Below are 15,856 nucleotides of genomic sequence, written 5' to 3' on the forward strand. Positions count from 1 at the left end.
TTCGTCCTTCCTCAGGAGGGCGACGGCGGCCGCGCGTCGCAAGCGACCTGCGTTTGACTGGGGGAGCGTGGAGCTGCCACGCGGAAGGAGCCCCTCGATGTCCCCGCCCCGTTCCTTGCCCGCGGCCCACGTGATCGTCGTCTGCACGGCGAACGCGATCCGCTCGCCGTTCGTCGAGAACCTCCTACGCCAGCGGCTCGCGGAGAAGGGGGTCGAGAGGGTCGAGCTCGAGAGCGCGGGAACCGCGGCCCGAACGGGGCTCCGCGCTGAGCCGGGTGCACGCAGCCTCGCGCTCGCGATGGGTTTCTCGCTTGAGGAGCATCGGACGCGGCCCTTGGGCGACCGGATGCTCCGCTCGGGGACCGTCGTGCTGTGCGCTGAGCGGGTGCACCGACGGGTGGTTCTGGGGATGCGCCCCGACCTCGTGGCGACGGTCTTCACCGTTCGCGAGTTCGCGCGACTCGCCGGCGCCGCACGCTCGACGAGCGCGGTGGCTACGTGGCCGGCTCTGCTCTCCGCCGTCTCCCGCGCTCGTGTTCTGGATCGTCACGTCGATCGAAGCGAAGACGATATCGTCGACCCGATCGGACAGGGGCATGCGGTGTGGGCCGACTTCGAGAGAAGCGCCACGAGTGCCGTTGATGCGATCGTCGAGGCCACGTCCGACCTGTTCATCCCGAGCGGGACCGGCCACGTTCCCGTTGGACCGATGACGCGCAGAGAGTACCGTGAGTCGACCCGAACCCCACGCTGAACGCCCGCGGATCTGAGAGACCTTCACGCTGCAGGGCTTGTGCTCGCTGCTCCGGTGTCATCGGCGGCGACGAGCCAGCCGGCGGAGGTCGTCATGGCTGTCCGCCGGCAACGAGTGGCCGCACGGCCAACGGGCATGCCCCACGTCGGGCCCGACGCCCGAGCTTCTCCCTCGCGGAGAGGCGGGTGAAGTCAGAGTCGCGCGGCGGGGGTTCGGGTCGGTCCGCCGGCCAGGGACGGTACGCGGCCATCCTCCGTCTCGGCGCGCGCCATCATGCGGCCGAGGCCGATGCCGGCGCCGAGCGAGATGACGATCCACGCGAGCAGGGCGACCAGGAAAATGACGACCATGGGACTTCTCCTTTGGAGTCCGGGTGGTGCAACGACGAGGTGACTACTGCTGCTCACAGTAGTGGCGCCGGGCGTAGAGCAGGCGCATCGGCGCGACGAAAGATCGACGATTCTTCAGCCGCGACCGCCGAATGTCCGTCGCACGATGCGAAGCAGTCCGAGGAAGCCGAACAACCCGATCACCGCACCGAGTACCGCGAAGAGGGTGACGGATCCGCCGAGGACGGGACCCCCGCCGGAGATGATGAGGACGACGGCGATCACCACCGCCGCGATGGAGACGAGAGTCGATGCAGCCTCGGCCGTGACCCGGTTGAGGATGCCGCCGGCATCCTTCCCGTCCTCGGAGCGAAGGGTGACACCGATCGAGCCCTTCTCGATTCCCGTCAGAAGAGCCTCGAGGCGCCGCGGCATCCGCTGGATGCGCGCCATCGAGATCACGGTCGCAGCTTGGAGGTCCGTCGCCAGACGCGTCACGGACAGGGTTCGCCGCAGCAGTGTCGGCATCAACGGCAGTGCGCGCCCCACCATGTCGAAGTCATCGACGATCACGCGCAGGCACCCCTCGAGGGTCGCGAAGCTGCGGAATGCAGACGCGAGCTCACCGGGAAGGGCAATGCGGTGCTGACGGATGACGTCTACCATGCGTGTGAAGATCGACCCCTGGCCGCCGGTCCGCAAGTGCTCGGTCGTGAGGACGATTCCGACATCGTGCCGGAATGCTTCCAGATCGACGTCGTCGGGGGCGTCGACGATGAGGAGAAGCGCGTCGGTGGCCGCCACGTCGTTCTCGCTCAGGGCGGCCAGCAGCAGGGCCGTCATGTGCTCGCGTCGGCTGCGCTCGATGATCCCCACCGCTCCGAAGTCGATGAGTCCCAGGGTGCCGTCGCCCTTCAGAAGGACGTTGCCCGGGTGGAGGTCGGCGTGGAAGACGCCGTACACGAGGATCTGCTCGATGACCGTGGACATGAGCACCTGAGCGAGCCGATCCCGTTGCTCGGGTCCGAGCGCCGCGAGGAGCTCGGCGGAATCGCTCAGTGCGGCGCCGTCGACCAGGTCCATCGTCAGAACCCGCGGTCCGCTCGCGTCGGGAAAGACCCGTGGAACGGAGACGAGGCCTCGGCGATCGGGCTCCGCCCTGTCGATCCGCTCGAGGGTGGAGCGGATCATGTCGGTGTTGCGGGCCTCGATGCGATAGTCGAGCTCCTCCAGGAGCGTCGCGGTGAAGCCCCGCGCGACCGACGCGATGTGAAGGTCTTTCCCCACCCGCGTGCGGGCCTCGGCGCGATGAGCGAGTCTCCCGATGATGTCGGCATCCGCTTCCACCTGCGCACGGGCGGCGGGACGTTGGACTTTCACCACCACTTCGGTCCCGTCGAGCAGCCGTGCTCGGTGGACCTGAGCCACGGAGGCGGCCGCGAGCGGCGCACGATCGACCTCGGCGTAGACCTCGTCGATCGAGGTGCCGAGGTCAGTCTCGATCACCTCGCGCACCGTCTCCCAGGGCAGGGTCGTCGCCTTGGTCTGCAGGGTCGACAGAGCGCTGAGGTATGGCTCGGGGATGAGGTCGCGACGGGTCGAGAGCACCTGGCCGAGCTTGACGAAGCTGACGCCGGCGTCGTTGATGGTCGCGACGATCGCGTTGGCGCGCTCCTCCGCGGTGCTCAGCTCTTGTTCGACCCGTGCGTGACCGCCGTGGAACAGCCACCCCACGCCGTGTCGGGAGGCGATCGCGAGGATCTCGAGGTAGCGGCGGGTGCGCTTGCGTTGCCGCAGTGCGGCCCGAACGAGGTCGACGGGGTTGGGAAGGGGGCGTGTGGGGAAGATCGCCTCGCTCGCCACCAGCGCTGCCACGCCGATCGCGAAGGCCCATGCGATGGCGAGGGCGATCAGGGCGAGCCAGAGTCCCACGTTTCCCGCGGCGTCGGGGGAGGTGCCCGTCTGTCGGAGGGTCCACTCCGCGACGGGGACGCCGACGAAGAAGACCAGCAGCCCGACGACGATGCTGCGGGGCCAGCCGACTGCGGTCCCGAGGATGCGGCGGGCGACGAACCCCACGAGCACCGCCGAAACGATGGCGGCGACGGAGATGAGGAGGCTGACGACCACGGGGTCAGCGTAGCGGCAGCGTCAGGAGATGCGGATATGCCCGCAGCTTCCGCAGGACCAGTGGGCGAACCTGCGGGAAGAGTTCTCGACCAGCATGGTGAGGCACGACGGGCATCGAGGAGCGAATCCCCGGTCACTGTCGTCGTCTGACGATGTCTGCGGTACGGAGAGGTGAAGTGTCGAGAGCATGCGTGTCCTTCGGGTGGGTATGCATTCTTACATGCGCATGCGAAGGATGCGGTGTTGTCCACACGGGCCATCCGTGCCGCGCCACAGGACACGCGGTGAAACGTCGGACGCCTCGGCCCATGCCGAGGCGTCCGACGGGAGCGCTGAGATCAGGGGCGACCCATGCCGTGGTACGTCCAGCCCGCGGCGCGCCACGCGGACGCGTCGAGGCAGTTGCGGCCGTCGATCACGATGTGTCCCCGGGTGAGCGTGGCCGCGTGCGCCGGATCGAGCTGATGACGGTACTCGTCCCATTCGGTGACGACGATGACGGCATCCGCGTCCTGGAGCGCCTCGTCACGGTCGTGCACGTAGGTCAACTGCGGGTGGATGCGCTGCGCGTTCTCGATCGCCGCGGGGTCCGTCAGAGTGACGTCGGCGCCCAGACCGTGCAGGCGAACCGCGACGTCGAGGGCGGGGGAGTCGCGGATGTCGTCGCTGTGCGGCTTGAAGGCCGCGCCGAGCACGGTGACCTTCTTCTGGTAGACCGAGCCGCCCAGGGCCTCGCTCGTCAGGTCGACCGCACGGTCGCGTCGACGGAGGTTGATGGCGTCGATCTCGCGCAGGAAGGCGACGGACTCGCCGCGCCCGAGTTCTTCGGCGCGCGCCGAGAAGGCGCGGATGTCCTTCGGCAGGCACCCGCCACCGAAACCGATACCGGCCCCGAGGAAGCGACGACCGATACGGGCGTCGTGCCCGATCGCGTCGGCCAGGGTCGTCACGTCGGCCCCGGTGACCTCGGCGATCTCGGCGATCGCGTTGATGAAGCTGATCTTCGTCGCCAGGAAGGCGTTGGCCGAGACCTTCACGAGCTCGGCGGTGGCGTAGTCCGTGACGATGAACGGCGTACCCTTCGCGATCGAGGGGTGGTAGACCTCGCGGAGGATCTGAGCGGCTCGCTCACCCTCGGCAGTCGCGACGCCCTCCGAGAACGGGACGCCGGCCACCAGTCGGTCGGGGTCGATCGTGTCCTGGACGGCCCATCCCTCCCGGAGGAACTCCGGGTTCCACACCAGGGTCGCCCCCGTCTCACTCACCCGCGGGGCGAGCGTCGCGGCGGTGCCGACCGGAACGGTCGACTTCCCGGCCACGAGATCGCCCTCGGACAGGTACGGGAGCAGTCCGTCGACGGCGGCGTTCACATAGGTGAGGTCGGCCGCGTACCCACCCGCCTGCTGCGGGGTACCCACGCCGATGAAGTGGACCTTGGCCCCCTGCGCGGCGGACATGTCGGTCGTGAAGGAGAGTCGGCCCGACGCGATGCCCTCGGTCAGGATCTCCTGCAGCCCGGGCTCGAAGAAAGGCGCCTCGCCCTTGCCCAGCGCGGCGATCTTGCGCTCGTCGACATCGATGCCCACGACCTCATGGCCGATGGATGCCATCGCCGCCGCGTGCACCGCACCCAGGTAACCGCACCCCACTACAGACAAACGCACGATGAAAGCCTTTCAGATTCTTGTCGACGCGACGCGGATGCATCCTGTCGCGGACCCGCGGACACGCGGGGATTTCACGCGGCGGTGTCGCCCGGCGCCAGGGCGGCGCGAGCGGTTTTGCCGAGAATGACGAAGTCGCCGAGGAGCGTCCAGTTCTCAACGTAGGACAGGTCGAGTCGGACGGATTCCTCCCACGAGAGCGACGAGCGGCCGCTGACCTGCCAGAGCCCGGTGATTCCGGGCTTGGCGAGGAACCGGCGGTGGACGTGATCCGCGTACTGGGCCACCTCGGACGGCAGCGGAGGTCGGGGACCCACCAACGACATCGAACCGCCGATCACGTTGAAGAGCTGGGGCAGCTCGTCGAGGCTGAACTTGCGCATCACCCGGCCGATCGGCGTCACGCGGGGGTCGTTCTTCATCTTGAACAGGACCTCGTTGCCGGAGTCGCGTTGTTGCGCGGCGAGATCGTGAAGAAGGTCCTCGGCGTTGACGACCATCGAGCGGAACTTGATCATCGTGAACTCGTTGCCGTGATACCCGACGCGCGTCTGGCGGAAGAACACCGGCCCTGTGCTGGAGAGGCGCACGGCAATGGCGAGGAAGGCGAGGACCGGGCTGAGCAGGATGACGCCCGTCACGCTCGCGACGAGGTCGACGGTCCGCTTGAGGAACACCTGCCCGCGCGAGAAGCGCGGGGTCTCCACGTGGATGAGGGGGAGACCCGCGACCGGTCGGGTGTGCAGGCGCGGACCGGCGATGTCGATGATGCTGGGGGCCAGCACGAGGTGCTGACGCCCGGCTTCCAGGCTCCACGAGATCTGCTTCACCTTGTCGGCGGGGAGCTCGTCGGCGCTCGTGACGGCGACGGTATCGGCGCCCGTGACGGACAGAGCCCGTCCGATGTCACCGACGTGACCCATGACGGGGATGGTCGTCCCGGGGATCACGTCGGCGATCTTCCCGTTGGGCACGCACGCCCCGACGACGCGGTAACCGGCACTCGGGGTGCGCGCGAACTCGCGCGCCAGCTGGGTGACGGACGTCAACGATCCGACCAGGAGCACGTTGGCGGAGTACTTGCCCTGCGACCGCTGGACGATGAGCCACTGGCGCCAGAGCCACCGCGTGAAGATGAGGACGGCGATCCCGGCGGGGAGCGAGATGAGCAGGTAACCGCGAGCGACGTCGATCTGCGTCAGGAAGGCGAGGATCGCGACGGCGCCGAACACACGGAAGCTCGAATCGACGATCCGCACGTACTCCTGGGAGCCGGTGCCGATGACGCGGTCGCTGCGCGAGTCGACGAACGACAACGCCCACATCCACGCGACGATCAGGATCGCGGAGAAGATCCAGTACGACAGGTCGGTGATGCGACCGTCCTTGCTGGCGGCGACGGCGACGTTGCCGGTACCGAACCAGACCAGCTGGGTGCCGTAGACGACCCAGACCAGGGCGGCGAGGTCGGTGAGGAAGAGATTGCGGCGATAGCGCAGGCGCCAGCGATCCCGCGGGTGTGCGGCCACGGTCGTCGGCGCCGGGGTAACAGGGATCTGCTCATCGGCGTCGGCGATGCCGCCGTAGCTGTCCTGCGACGCCGATGTCGCGTCGACTCTCAGGTCAGACGTCACAGTGCTTAGGCCTTTCCCCCAGGGTGCCTGAAAATTCACTTTCTCCCCGCTGAACGATAACAGGCGGATCTCACCCAGTGAATCACCCTCGGGTGAATGCGATGTTTCGGGAACACGCGCGATCCGGTCACCTTGCTCCCGTCCGGAAGGCGTCTCGCGGTGACGGAAAGCGGTGTCGTTACACTCGGGCAACGGATGATCGCAGGCCCTCGACGGATGCGCCGCGGCCGAAAGGACCATCGATGACGCGTACGCGAACGCGCTCCGCACGCGCGAGAAAACGCCGCCGCGCCGCCCTCCTCGTCGCGGTCGTCGCGGTCGTCGCCGTCGCGGCCGCCGCCATCGCCGTGCCGATCGTGCTCGATCGCTTCGCCGCTTCCGCCCCCACCGCGGTCTCGACGCCGTCCTCGCGGGGCGAGTCGCCGGGCCCGGCTGATTCCCCGACACCGACACCGACACCGACTGCGACTGCGACTCCGACACCGACTCCGACGTCGCCGGTCGCTCAGCCCTGTGCCGGTGGTGACACCCTTCTCACGATCTGGGCGCACCCGGATGACGACATCATCTTCGCCAACCCGACGATCTCGGAGGCGATCGCGGCGGGTGACTGCGTCCGCACCGTCTTCGTCACCGCGGGCGACGCCGGCCGCGGCATGGATTACACCCGAGCGCGAGAGCTCGGCATCCTGCGCGCCTACAACGTCATGCGAGGAGAAGAGGGGCTCTGGGACGAGACCGAGATCACCCTGGACGCGGGGATGCGCGTCGATCGTCTGACGCCGCAGGGAGACCCCCGGGTGTCCGTCCTCTTCGTCCGTCTCCCCGACGGCAACATCACCGACGGAGGCTTCGCGGCGACCGGGTACGCGACGCTGAGCAAACTGCTCGACGGGTCGATCGCCTCGCTCGCTCCCATCGACGGCGGCCCCGCGCTGAGCAGCGCTCAGCTCACCGCGAGTCTCGCGGAGCTCGCCGAGGCGTTCCACCCCTCCCAGACGCTGACCCACATTCCGCGGGGTAGCGCGTTCGCGCCCGGCGATCATCCTGACCACTCGGTCGTCGGCACCCTCGTGCGTGACGCGATCGGACCGACCGCGGACGCCGGCCCGGGGCTGCGCTACTTCGTGGGTTATCCGTCCGAGAATCTGCCCCGCAACATCGAGGGGGCGGCCCTCGACACCAAGGTGGAGGTCTACCGGGTCTACACCCAACAGGACGACGTCATCCGTTGCGCCGACCGCGATGGGTGTCTCAAGACGCGCAAGTTCGGCGAGTGGCTCCGGCGGTCCTACCCCAAGACCGAGGCTGAACTGCAGATGCCCTGAGTCCGTGGGTACGGCTCAGTCCCGGAGGCGGAGCAGAGACACCGCGACCTCGTGGCATCCGTCCGGCGTGGGCAGGCCGTAGTCGATCTCGATCACCGAACGCAGATCGGCCGCGAGCTCGTCGGCAGTGGGGTCGGATGCCAGGGCCTCGAGGATCGGCACGATGAGGTCGTCGTATTCGTCGTCGGGCCAGCCGTCGCCGATATCGCGGACTCCGATCGGATCCCACTCCCAGAGGACGGCGCGTACGCGCAGAGCAGCGGGCGACAGCGACCGCGGCGGTGAGGACGTCTGCATGGAGGCGAGTGTGGCTGCGCTCCCTCGGTGTGCGCTGAGCGTTGTCGATGGACCGGATGAGTCGCCGTGGATGCCGGACCCCGCCGACCGGGGGGACTCTCGGGCAGTGACAGGGATACCCGGGGTCGCCGCGATAGCGTCGAGACGGAAGACGAAGAACCGAACCGGAGGTCTCGCGACCCGACCGGCGCGGTGCAGCAGAAGAGGATGGAACCGCCGTGCGCACTGACGACGATCCCTCGCCCGACACGGCACCCGACGCCCCCGCTGTCGATCGCGCGCGCCGCGCTCGACTGACCCGGCGCGGACTGCTCATCGGCGGGCTGGCAGTCGTCGGACTCGGGGCGGGTGCGCTGGTCTACCGCAACGTCCGCCGGAGCTCCGGCCCCGTCGGCACCTGGGTCTCGCTCGCGCCGATCCTGCCGGCATCCCTTCCCTCCCCGTTGCCGCCCTCTCCGGCTGTGCAGGCTGCCGGCACCGACACCGCGATGGCGATCTGGGCCCACGCCGACGACGACATCATCTTCGCCAATCCGGCGCTGTCGGAGGAGATCGCCGCGGGACGTACAGTTCGTGCCGTGTTCGTCACGGCGGGCGACGCGGGCAAGGGCCTCGAGTACGCGGAGCAGCGAGAAGCCGGCATCCGTGCCGCATACGACGAGATGCGCGGCAGCACAGCGCCCTGGCAGGAGGAGAAGCTGACGCTCCTCTCGGGCGCACAGGTCACGCGGTTCACCCCCTCGGACGAGCCGCGTCTTTCGCTCACGATGATGCGGCTTCCGGATGGAGGTCTGGATGCCGAGGGCTTCGTCGCGACGGGCAACGTGTGCCTGACGCGGCTCATCAACGGGTCGGCGGCGACGCTGACATCGGTGGACGGCTCGACCGTCTACGACCGTGCGCGCCTGTCGGCGACGATCGTCGAGCTCCTGGGGGCTGCCCAGCCGAGCCACGTGACCACGAACATCCCGCACGAGAGCGCCTTCGCGCGCGGCGATCACCCCGACCACTCGGCCGTGGGTTCGCTCGTGCGAGCCCTCGCTCCGGAAGCGGGCATCGGGCCGGAAGCGATGTCGTACTACGTGGGGTACCCCTCGCAGAACGAGCCCACCAACGTCGACGGCGCGGTTCTCGACACGAAGGTGCGGATCTACGAGACGTACGCCGCGGACGACCCTGTCGTGACCTGCGCCGATGCTGCCGCGTGCCTCTCTCAGCCGGGGTTCGGGGCGTGGTTGCGCCGGTCGTACCCGAAGGGCGAGTCCGAGCTCCGCTTGAGCTGAGGGCCCGGCCGTCGTCGGCGGCAGCGGCGTCAGTGCTCGCTGTCGCGCCGCGGAATCGTGACGCGCAGTCGGTAGCCTCCGCCGCTGCGCGCCGCGGCGTCGAGGTGGCCTCCGAGCAGCTCGGCGCGCTCGCGGAGACCGAGCAGGCCCGTCCCGCTCGAGGGGAGGTGTATGCCGCGCTCGGTCGCGGCGTCGTTCTCGATGACGATGTCGATCGCGGCGGTGTCGGCGGTCGCCGTGACCTGGACGCGCGCTCCGGGCGCGTGCTTGCGGGCGTTCGTCAGGCCTTCCTGGACGGTGCGGTAGACCGCGCGTTGGAGGGGAGGCGCGAGATCGGTGGGGAGGGAGATGTCCAGCTCCGCCTCGAGACCGCTCTCGCGCACGAGTCGGGGGAGATCGTCGACCGTGGGCTGCGGTTCGGCGGAGTCGGTGCGCGCCCCGTCGGCGCGGAGTACTCCCACCATCTGCCGGAGCTCATCGAGCGTCCGCACCGCGAGGGAGCGGATGACCCCGGCGATCCGTCGTGACTCGGGGTCGGGAGAAGAGACCTGAAGGGCTCCGGCCTGGACGGCGACGAGGCTGACCTGATGAGAGACGACGTCGTGCATCTCGCGTGAGATGCGGACGCGCTCGCGCCGCAGGACGTCCTGTCTCTCCCGCGCGCGCTCCGTTTCGCGCGCGAGCGACAACTCCGCGACGCGGTCGGAGAGCTCGCGGTGCGTGCGGACGAGTGCGCCGAGGGCGATGGGCGTCGCGGCATACATCAGGGCGTAGAGCAACGCCGGTGCGAGGAAGTCCATCGCGGGCAGCTGCCAGTCGGGCAGGAGGAAGCAGCCGAAGGTCACCGCTCCCGCAACGACCAGCAGAGGGATGCGACGGGTCCGCACCGCGACCGAGTACAGGGCGATCGGGGCGGCGATCGTCATGGAATCCACGACGAGGCCCGGAAGCACGAGTGCGAACGACACCCAGGGCAGGCGGCGGCGCACGAGGAGCCCGGCCACCGCGATGAGAGCGAGAGCGGTCTCGATCGTCGACCACGAGGGGATCGAGACGGCGACGTCGATGAAGGCCGCCGCAGCGAGTGTGAGGTCGACGACGACGGCGAAGCCGCGCGTTCCGCTGAGTCGTTCGACGGCCCGCGGGACGAGGCGCGTCATGCGCGGCGCCGACGGGGGCGTGCCCGCTCCGAGATGAGAGCCGCTTCGAGCCGCGTCGACACGGACAGCTTCGACAGGATCGCGCTGACGTGGTCCTTGACGGTCGCACCGCTGAGGTGCAGTCTTCGGCCGATCTCGGCGTTGGATTCGCCCGTGGGGAGGCAGGCCAGGACGTCGCGCTCGCGATCCGTCAGGAGGGCGATCCGCCGCACGGCGTCGTGGTCGGGCGCGCCGGTGTAGCCGTCGACCAGGGTGCGCGAGACCTGCGGCGACAGCACCACTCCGCCGGCGGCGAGCGTGCGCACCATGGCCGCGAGGTTCTCCGGCGCGGTGTCTTTGACGAGGAATCCCGCAGCGCCGTCGTGCAGCGCGCGAGCGATGTACTCGTCCGTGTCGAAGGTGGTGAGGATGCCGATGACCGGGCGGTGGGTGTCGTGTCGCAGGTCGCCGAGGATGTCGAGGCCGCTGCGCTCCGGCATCCGGATGTCCAGCAGGACGACGTCCGGGCGTTCGCGGCGGATGGTGTCGACCGCGACTCCTCCGTCCACGGCGGCGACGACCTGGATGTCGGGTGCGGCGCCCAGGATCAGCTCGAAACCGGAGCGGACGAGGGCTTCATCATCGACGACTACGACCCGGATCACGACTCACACCCTACGACGACCGCAGGGCGACGCGAAGGGCGGGGGAAGGGCGGGGGTGGCGGTGACGCGCCCCCGCCCTGGTCATCAGTCGTCCGAGACGGTGACGGTGACGTCGATGTTGCCGCGCGTGGCGTTGGAGTAGGGGCACACCTGGTGTGCCGCGTCGGCGAGCTGCTGGGCGAGCTCGTGCTCGATGCCCGGAAGGACGACCTCGAGGAGGACGGCGAGCTGGTAGCCGCCCTGGCCGTTGGGTCCGATCTGCACGCGGCCACCGACCGAGGAGTCCTCGATCTTGACCTTCTGTGCGCGCGCGACGGAGTGCAGGGCGCTGTGGAAGCAGGCCGCGTATCCCGCGGCGAAGAGCTGCTCGGGGTTGGTGCCCTGGCCGGATCCGCCGAGCTCCTTGGGCGGCGCGACCTCGAGGTCGATGTACTCGCCGGCCGAGACGTGGCCGAGACGGCCCTGACCGGTGGACAGCGCTTCCGCGGTGTAGAGAACGTCCATGAATGTGTTCCTTTCTGGGGACGAGGGGGTTGTCGAGCGGATCAGGAGGCGGCGCGCGTCGCGCGTTCGGCGGCGACAGCGTCATCCGGGTGGTCGCGCAGCTCACGCATCGCGGCCGTCAGCTGGTGGAGCGCATCGATGAGGTCTCGTGCGCTGTCGGCGTCGGGAAGTCCCGAGCCCTGCGCGATGCACCGCGGCACGTGCGCGAGTTCGGTGCGCAGCTCGTAACCTCTCGGCGTGAGGGAGACGGTGACCACGCGCTCGTCGCGTCCGTCACGGGTTCTTGTCACGTACCCGGCCGCCTGCAGGCGCGCGAGCATCGGCGACAGCGTTCCCGAGTCGAGCTGAAGCGCCTCGCCCAGGCTGCCGACGGTCTGGTCGCCGTCGTTCCAGAGCGTCACGAGCGCGATGTACTGCGGGTACGTCAGGTTCCAGGGCTCGAGCAAAGCCCGGTAGGCCTGGGTCGTCGTGCGGTTCGCGGCGTACAGCGCGAAGCAGACGAGGGCATCGACAGCGGGCATGAGAAAAGGATTGCACACAATTGAGTTGTGCACAACCAAACCCCTCGACCCTCACTCGGTCGAAGGCACGACGCTCCCGTCCGCGAGCGAGATGGTGATGTCCGCACCCGCGTCGAAGGACACCTTCCACACCGGCTCGCCGCTGGTGCGGTCGATCTCGACCTCGTCGATGCCGCCGCCGCGATGGGCCGCCACGGCGGTTCGTACGGCATCCGCCATCGTCGTCCCCGCGTTCTCGAGCGCGTCCCGATCCTCGGTGTCGACGGTGTCCGCGTCCCTCCGCGAAAGGACCTCGCCTCCGTCGGCGCTGATCCGCAGATCCGCGGCTCGACCGTTCGTGACGACCTGGACCTCCCACGTGCCGTCGTCCTCGCGGTCGAGATCGAAGGCGCGTCCGCCCGCTTCTGATTCGGCGCGGACGACGGCCGAGACGACCGTCTCCGAGCTGCCGGAGCTCGTCGCGGGGGAGGTGCAGCTCGTCAGGCCGAGAGCGAGAGGCGCGGCCGCGAGGATCGCGAACGGGAGACGAAGAGATGCCATGCCGGGAGGTTAGTGACGGACTCTCCGCACACGTTCGCCGTTGCGCTCGCGGGCAAGTTCGTGTTCGTGTGCTTCGTGTTCATGTGCGGAAGTACCAACTCGTCGGCATCACGTCAACCGTCCCCTTCCGTCCAGATTCGGATCGAACGATGTGGTCATGAGCGAGATCACTGCACACCACGGACTCTTGACCGATATCGACCTTCACGTCGACGACACCGGTGGCGCGGGTCGCCCCGTCGTCCTCATCCACGGCTGGCCCCTGTCGGGGGAGTCCTGGGCGCACCAGGTTCCGGCGCTCGAGGAGGCCGGCTACCGCGTCGTGTCCTACGACCGTCGCGGCTTCGGTCGCAGCGACAAGCCCCGCACGGGGTACGACTACGACACCTTCTCGGACGACCTCGAGGCGGTTCTGGCCGCGCTGGATCTGCGCGACGCGACTCTCGTCGGTTTCTCGATGGGAGGCGGCGAGGTCGCCCGCTATCTCACCCGGCACGGTTCCGACCGCGTGCACAGCGTCGTCTTCGCCGCGGCGGTACCGCCGTACCTCGCGAAGACCGACGACAACCCGGAGGGCCCGCTCGACGAGGAGACCGCCGACGGCATGAAGCAGGGGCTGAAGGACGATGAGAAGGCGTTCTACCACCAGTTCACCACCGACTTCTTCTCTGTCGACGGCACGCTCGCCGTGTCCGAGGCGGACCGCGCCGAGGCGGAGCGGCTCGCGAATCAGGCCGACCACCACGCAGCGCTCAAGGCGATGGAGGCGTTCGCCACCACGGACTTCCGCGACGACCTGCCCAACGTCACCATGCCCACGCTCGTCATCCATGGCGACAGCGATTCCACCGTGCCCTTCGAGGGCTCGGGTGCGCGTACGCACGCGGCCATCCCGGGTAGCGAGCTCCACGTCGTGGCCGGCGCTCCGCACGGCGTCAATGTCAGCCACGTCGAAGAGTTCAACCGGGTTCTCCTGGACTTTCTGCAGCGCTGATCCTCGCGCGGCCGGGTGCGAGCCCGGCCGCGCGGGTGAGTCCCGCGGTTCGGTCGGGTGAAGCGATAGACGGGCGCCACGCGTGACGCCCCGTCACCGTCGGACGCCCCCGGGATGCCGTGGGATCACACCTCTACGGTGACGCTCATGAGCGTCCGCGATGCCCCACCCGGCGACGTCACCCCGATGCGGCGACGACGACGCCGTCGTCCCCACCGCCCGTGGCGCGAGGGCGGGGCGACGACGGCGCCGTGGGGGCTGGGCCTGCTGGGGTGGGCGACGGCCACCGGGGGTGCCGGCGCCCTCGTCGCAAGGGAGCTCTCCCTCGTCCTGCCCGCTCCGATCGCCGCGACCGCCGCGCAAGCGATCATCTGGCTCGGATTCGCGGTACCGGTGGTCTGGGCGTGGAGCCGGTCCCGCCCTCGCGGTCTCCTGGACTTCCGCGTCGTCGATCTCCTGTACGGCGTCGTCCTCGGTGTCGTCGTGCGATTCGTCCAGGGCGCCCTGGCGCAAGCCGGGGGCGGCCCGCTGCCGTGGCCCTCCACGACGACGGTCGACGGGGCGCTCCCGGACGGCTTCGTCGTCGACGCGATCTCCGGTGTCGCGGTCGCGCCCGTCCTCGAGGAATCCTTCTTCCGGGGCGTCGTGCTGGTGTGCGCGTACACGGTCGTCCGCCGGTGGTCGGGGCGCCTCGCGGGAGCGGTGGCCGCGACGGCCATGTCGACCGTGCTCTTCGTCGCCGCGCACCTCCTCGTCGCGTCGTCGTCCGTGTCGGATGTGTGGGCACTCGCGCTCCTGGGGGTCGTCACGGCTGCCCTCGTGCTCGGGACGGGCCGGCTGTGGGCGGCGGTCGCCACGCACGTCGTGTTCAATGCCACGGGGATCGCCCTCGTCGCGGTGGGCACTCTCTGGCGATGACTCCCTCGTCCCTCGCGGGCTGACGGTGCGCGCTCCGTTTGGCGTCGGCATCCGAATGTCGTAGTCTTGATCTTTGGTGCCTGCCTCTCTGCGAGCAGGTTGCCCGAACGTGAGCCCTCCACCGGCCCTGTTCCCCGGTCTTCGACACGGGAACGGACCACCGGAGCGGGATTCACGAACTCCTCCGTTCGATCAAGAAAGCAGCACTACTGTGACGCGCACTTTCACCCCCAAGGCCGCTGAGGTCACGCGCGAGTGGGTCGTTATCGACGCCACCGACGTCGTTCTCGGCCGCCTGGCCTCGCACGCGGCGGTCCTCCTCCGCGGCAAGCACAAGCCGACCTTCGCCAACCACATCGACTCCGGCGACTTCGTCATCGTGATCAACGCCGAGAAGGTGGCGCTCACGGGTCAGAAGCTCCAGAACAAGAAGGCGTACCGCCACTCGGGCTACCCGGGCGGTCTGAAGTCCGTCACCTACGACGAACTCCTCGAGAAGAACCCCGTCCGCGCGGTCGAGAAGGCCATCCGCGGCATGCTGCCCAAGAACAGCCTCGGCGCGGCGCAGCTCAAGAAGCTCAAGGTCTACCGCGGCGCGGAGCACCCCCACGGTGCCCAGCAGCCCACGGCATACACCTTCGACCAGGTCGCCCAGTAAGCGCCGCCGGATAAGGACGAAACAGTGTCGAACATCGACTCCAGCAACTACAGCACCGAGACGCCGGCCGAGCAGTCCGTCGTCGCCGCCGAGCGCCCCGTGCTCTCGGTTCCCGGCGCAGCCGTGGGCCGCCGCAAGCAGGCCATCGCCCGCGTGCGTCTGGTTCCCGGCTCGGGCACGATCACGGTCAACGGCCGCACGATCGAGGACTACTTCCCGAACAAGCTGCACCAGCAGCTGATCAACGACCCGTTCACGGTGCTCGAGCTCGCGGGCTCGTACGACGTGATCGCGCGCATCTCCGGTGGCGGCCCCTCGGGCCAGGCCGGCGCGCTGCGCCTGGGCATCGCCCGTGCGCTCAACGAGATCGACGCCGAGAACAACCGCCCGACCCTGAAGAAGGCCGGCTTCCTCTCGCGCGACGCTCGCGTCAAGGAGCGCAAGAAGGCCGGTCTCAAGAAGGCCCGCAAGGCGCCTCAGTACTCCAAGCGCTGAGTT

The 15,856-nt window shown here is 69.1% G+C and carries 17 protein-coding genes; 7 read left to right on the forward strand and 10 right to left on the reverse strand.

What is annotated here, in order from left to right; translation table 11 throughout:
• Positions 1-97: 97 nt before the first annotated feature.
• Positions 98-754, forward strand: coding sequence for a hypothetical protein (locus tag ACMW4R_RS06695; RefSeq protein WP_193751334.1), 657 nt, complete (start codon positions 98-100; stop codon positions 752-754).
• 191 nt (positions 755-945) lie between these two features.
• Here ACMW4R_RS06695 and ACMW4R_RS06700 read toward each other — a convergent pair whose 3' ends face one another.
• The 4 genes from ACMW4R_RS06700 to ACMW4R_RS06715 form a co-directional block, all read right to left on the reverse strand.
• Positions 946-1,104 carry a hypothetical protein gene (locus ACMW4R_RS06700; RefSeq protein ID WP_193752611.1) on the reverse strand — a complete coding sequence of 53 codons (159 nt, stop codon included), beginning with the start codon at positions 1,102-1,104 and terminating at the stop codon, positions 946-948.
• Positions 1,105-1,218: 114 nt separating this feature from the next.
• On the reverse strand, positions 1,219-3,213 hold the full coding sequence (locus ACMW4R_RS06705; protein ID WP_058627047.1) for an ABC1 kinase family protein: 1,995 nt from the start codon (positions 3,211-3,213) through the stop codon (positions 1,219-1,221).
• Positions 3,214-3,551: 338 nt separating this feature from the next.
• A complete protein-coding gene (locus ACMW4R_RS06710; protein WP_058630068.1) occupies positions 3,552-4,877 on the reverse strand; it encodes a UDP-glucose dehydrogenase family protein in 1,326 nt (441 codons plus the stop codon).
• 74 nt (positions 4,878-4,951) lie between these two features.
• Positions 4,952-6,511 carry a sugar transferase gene (locus ACMW4R_RS06715; protein WP_418299482.1) on the reverse strand — a complete coding sequence of 520 codons (1,560 nt, stop codon included), beginning with the start codon at positions 6,509-6,511 and terminating at the stop codon, positions 4,952-4,954.
• Between the two features lie 242 nt (positions 6,512-6,753).
• Here ACMW4R_RS06715 and ACMW4R_RS06720 point away from each other — a divergent pair, with 242 nt between their 5' ends.
• On the forward strand, positions 6,754-7,839 hold the full coding sequence (locus tag ACMW4R_RS06720) for a PIG-L family deacetylase (protein ID WP_418299483.1): 1,086 nt from the start codon (positions 6,754-6,756) through the stop codon (positions 7,837-7,839).
• Between the two features lie 15 nt (positions 7,840-7,854).
• On the opposite strand, the gene ACMW4R_RS06725 is transcribed toward ACMW4R_RS06720, so the two are convergent.
• Positions 7,855-8,136, reverse strand: a complete 282-nt coding sequence (locus ACMW4R_RS06725) for a hypothetical protein (RefSeq protein WP_058613850.1) — start codon at positions 8,134-8,136, stop codon at positions 7,855-7,857.
• Between the two features lie 218 nt (positions 8,137-8,354).
• Here ACMW4R_RS06725 and ACMW4R_RS06730 point away from each other — a divergent pair, with 218 nt between their 5' ends.
• The gene (locus ACMW4R_RS06730; RefSeq protein ID WP_058595170.1) at positions 8,355-9,419 is read left to right on the forward strand and encodes a PIG-L family deacetylase; all 1,065 of its coding nucleotides are present in this window, start codon (positions 8,355-8,357) and stop codon (positions 9,417-9,419) included.
• Between the two features lie 29 nt (positions 9,420-9,448).
• On the opposite strand, the gene ACMW4R_RS06735 is transcribed toward ACMW4R_RS06730, so the two are convergent.
• From ACMW4R_RS06735 to ACMW4R_RS06755, 5 genes are all read right to left on the reverse strand, one after another.
• Positions 9,449-10,579 (reverse strand): sensor histidine kinase, encoded by a 1,131-nt coding sequence (locus ACMW4R_RS06735; protein WP_418299484.1) that lies wholly within the window; start codon positions 10,577-10,579, stop codon positions 9,449-9,451.
• Positions 10,576-11,223, reverse strand: a complete 648-nt coding sequence (locus ACMW4R_RS06740) for a response regulator (RefSeq protein ID WP_058595172.1) — start codon at positions 11,221-11,223, stop codon at positions 10,576-10,578. The genes ACMW4R_RS06735 and ACMW4R_RS06740 overlap by 4 nt, the downstream gene beginning before the upstream one ends.
• A gap of 84 nt (positions 11,224-11,307) precedes the next feature.
• Positions 11,308-11,727: an organic hydroperoxide resistance protein gene (locus ACMW4R_RS06745; RefSeq protein WP_058595173.1), complete on the reverse strand. Its 420-nt coding sequence runs from the start codon at positions 11,725-11,727 to the stop codon at positions 11,308-11,310.
• 41 nt (positions 11,728-11,768) lie between these two features.
• Positions 11,769-12,248 carry a MarR family winged helix-turn-helix transcriptional regulator gene (locus ACMW4R_RS06750; RefSeq protein ID WP_418299485.1) on the reverse strand — a complete coding sequence of 160 codons (480 nt, stop codon included), beginning with the start codon at positions 12,246-12,248 and terminating at the stop codon, positions 11,769-11,771.
• A 51-nt stretch (positions 12,249-12,299) separates the two neighbouring features.
• Complete coding sequence (locus tag ACMW4R_RS06755; RefSeq protein ID WP_418299486.1) at positions 12,300-12,788, reverse strand: hypothetical protein; 489 nt, start codon at positions 12,786-12,788, stop codon at positions 12,300-12,302.
• A gap of 157 nt (positions 12,789-12,945) precedes the next feature.
• Between ACMW4R_RS06755 and ACMW4R_RS06760 the strand changes: the two genes are divergently transcribed.
• From ACMW4R_RS06760 to rpsI, 4 genes are all read left to right on the forward strand, one after another.
• Positions 12,946-13,782: an alpha/beta fold hydrolase gene (locus tag ACMW4R_RS06760; RefSeq protein ID WP_418299487.1), complete on the forward strand. Its 837-nt coding sequence runs from the start codon at positions 12,946-12,948 to the stop codon at positions 13,780-13,782.
• Positions 13,783-13,929: 147 nt separating this feature from the next.
• Entirely contained in the window at positions 13,930-14,700 is a 771-nt protein-coding gene (locus tag ACMW4R_RS06765; protein WP_418299488.1) for a lysostaphin resistance A-like protein, read from the forward strand.
• Between the two features lie 211 nt (positions 14,701-14,911).
• On the forward strand, positions 14,912-15,358 hold the full coding sequence (rplM, locus tag ACMW4R_RS06770) for a 50S ribosomal protein L13 (protein ID WP_058597861.1): 447 nt from the start codon (positions 14,912-14,914) through the stop codon (positions 15,356-15,358).
• A 24-nt stretch (positions 15,359-15,382) separates the two neighbouring features.
• A complete protein-coding gene (rpsI, locus tag ACMW4R_RS06775; protein WP_058597862.1) occupies positions 15,383-15,853 on the forward strand; it encodes a 30S ribosomal protein S9 in 471 nt (156 codons plus the stop codon).
• Positions 15,854-15,856 lie beyond the last annotated feature (3 nt).

The organism is Microbacterium sp. S1037 (genome assembly GCF_048381605.1).
Taxonomy (GTDB): Bacteria; Actinomycetota; Actinomycetes; order Actinomycetales; family Microbacteriaceae; genus Microbacterium; species Microbacterium testaceum_B.

What these genes read in the sequence shown, in the direction of transcription:
- ACMW4R_RS06760 (WP_418299487.1), top strand. Translation starts at nt 12,946, where the DNA reads ATGAGCGAGATCACTGCACACCACGGACTCTTGACCGATATCGACCTT.
- ACMW4R_RS06720 (WP_418299483.1), top strand. Translation starts at nt 6,754, where the DNA reads ATGACGCGTACGCGAACGCGCTCCGCACGCGCGAGAAAACGCCGCCGC.
- ACMW4R_RS06695 (WP_193751334.1), top strand. Translation starts at nt 98, where the DNA reads ATGTCCCCGCCCCGTTCCTTGCCCGCGGCCCACGTGATCGTCGTCTGC.
- ACMW4R_RS06725 (WP_058613850.1), bottom strand. Translation starts at nt 8,136, where the DNA reads ATGCAGACGTCCTCACCGCCGCGGTCGCTGTCGCCCGCTGCTCTGCGC.
- ACMW4R_RS06735 (WP_418299484.1), bottom strand. Translation starts at nt 10,579, where the DNA reads ATGACGCGCCTCGTCCCGCGGGCCGTCGAACGACTCAGCGGAACGCGC.
- ACMW4R_RS06700 (WP_193752611.1), bottom strand. Translation starts at nt 1,104, where the DNA reads ATGGTCGTCATTTTCCTGGTCGCCCTGCTCGCGTGGATCGTCATCTCG.
- ACMW4R_RS06750 (WP_418299485.1), bottom strand. Translation starts at nt 12,248, where the DNA reads ATGCCCGCTGTCGATGCCCTCGTCTGCTTCGCGCTGTACGCCGCGAAC.
- ACMW4R_RS06755 (WP_418299486.1), bottom strand. Translation starts at nt 12,788, where the DNA reads ATGGCATCTCTTCGTCTCCCGTTCGCGATCCTCGCGGCCGCGCCTCTC.
- ACMW4R_RS06745 (WP_058595173.1), bottom strand. Translation starts at nt 11,727, where the DNA reads ATGGACGTTCTCTACACCGCGGAAGCGCTGTCCACCGGTCAGGGCCGT.
- ACMW4R_RS06765 (WP_418299488.1), top strand. Translation starts at nt 13,930, where the DNA reads ATGAGCGTCCGCGATGCCCCACCCGGCGACGTCACCCCGATGCGGCGA.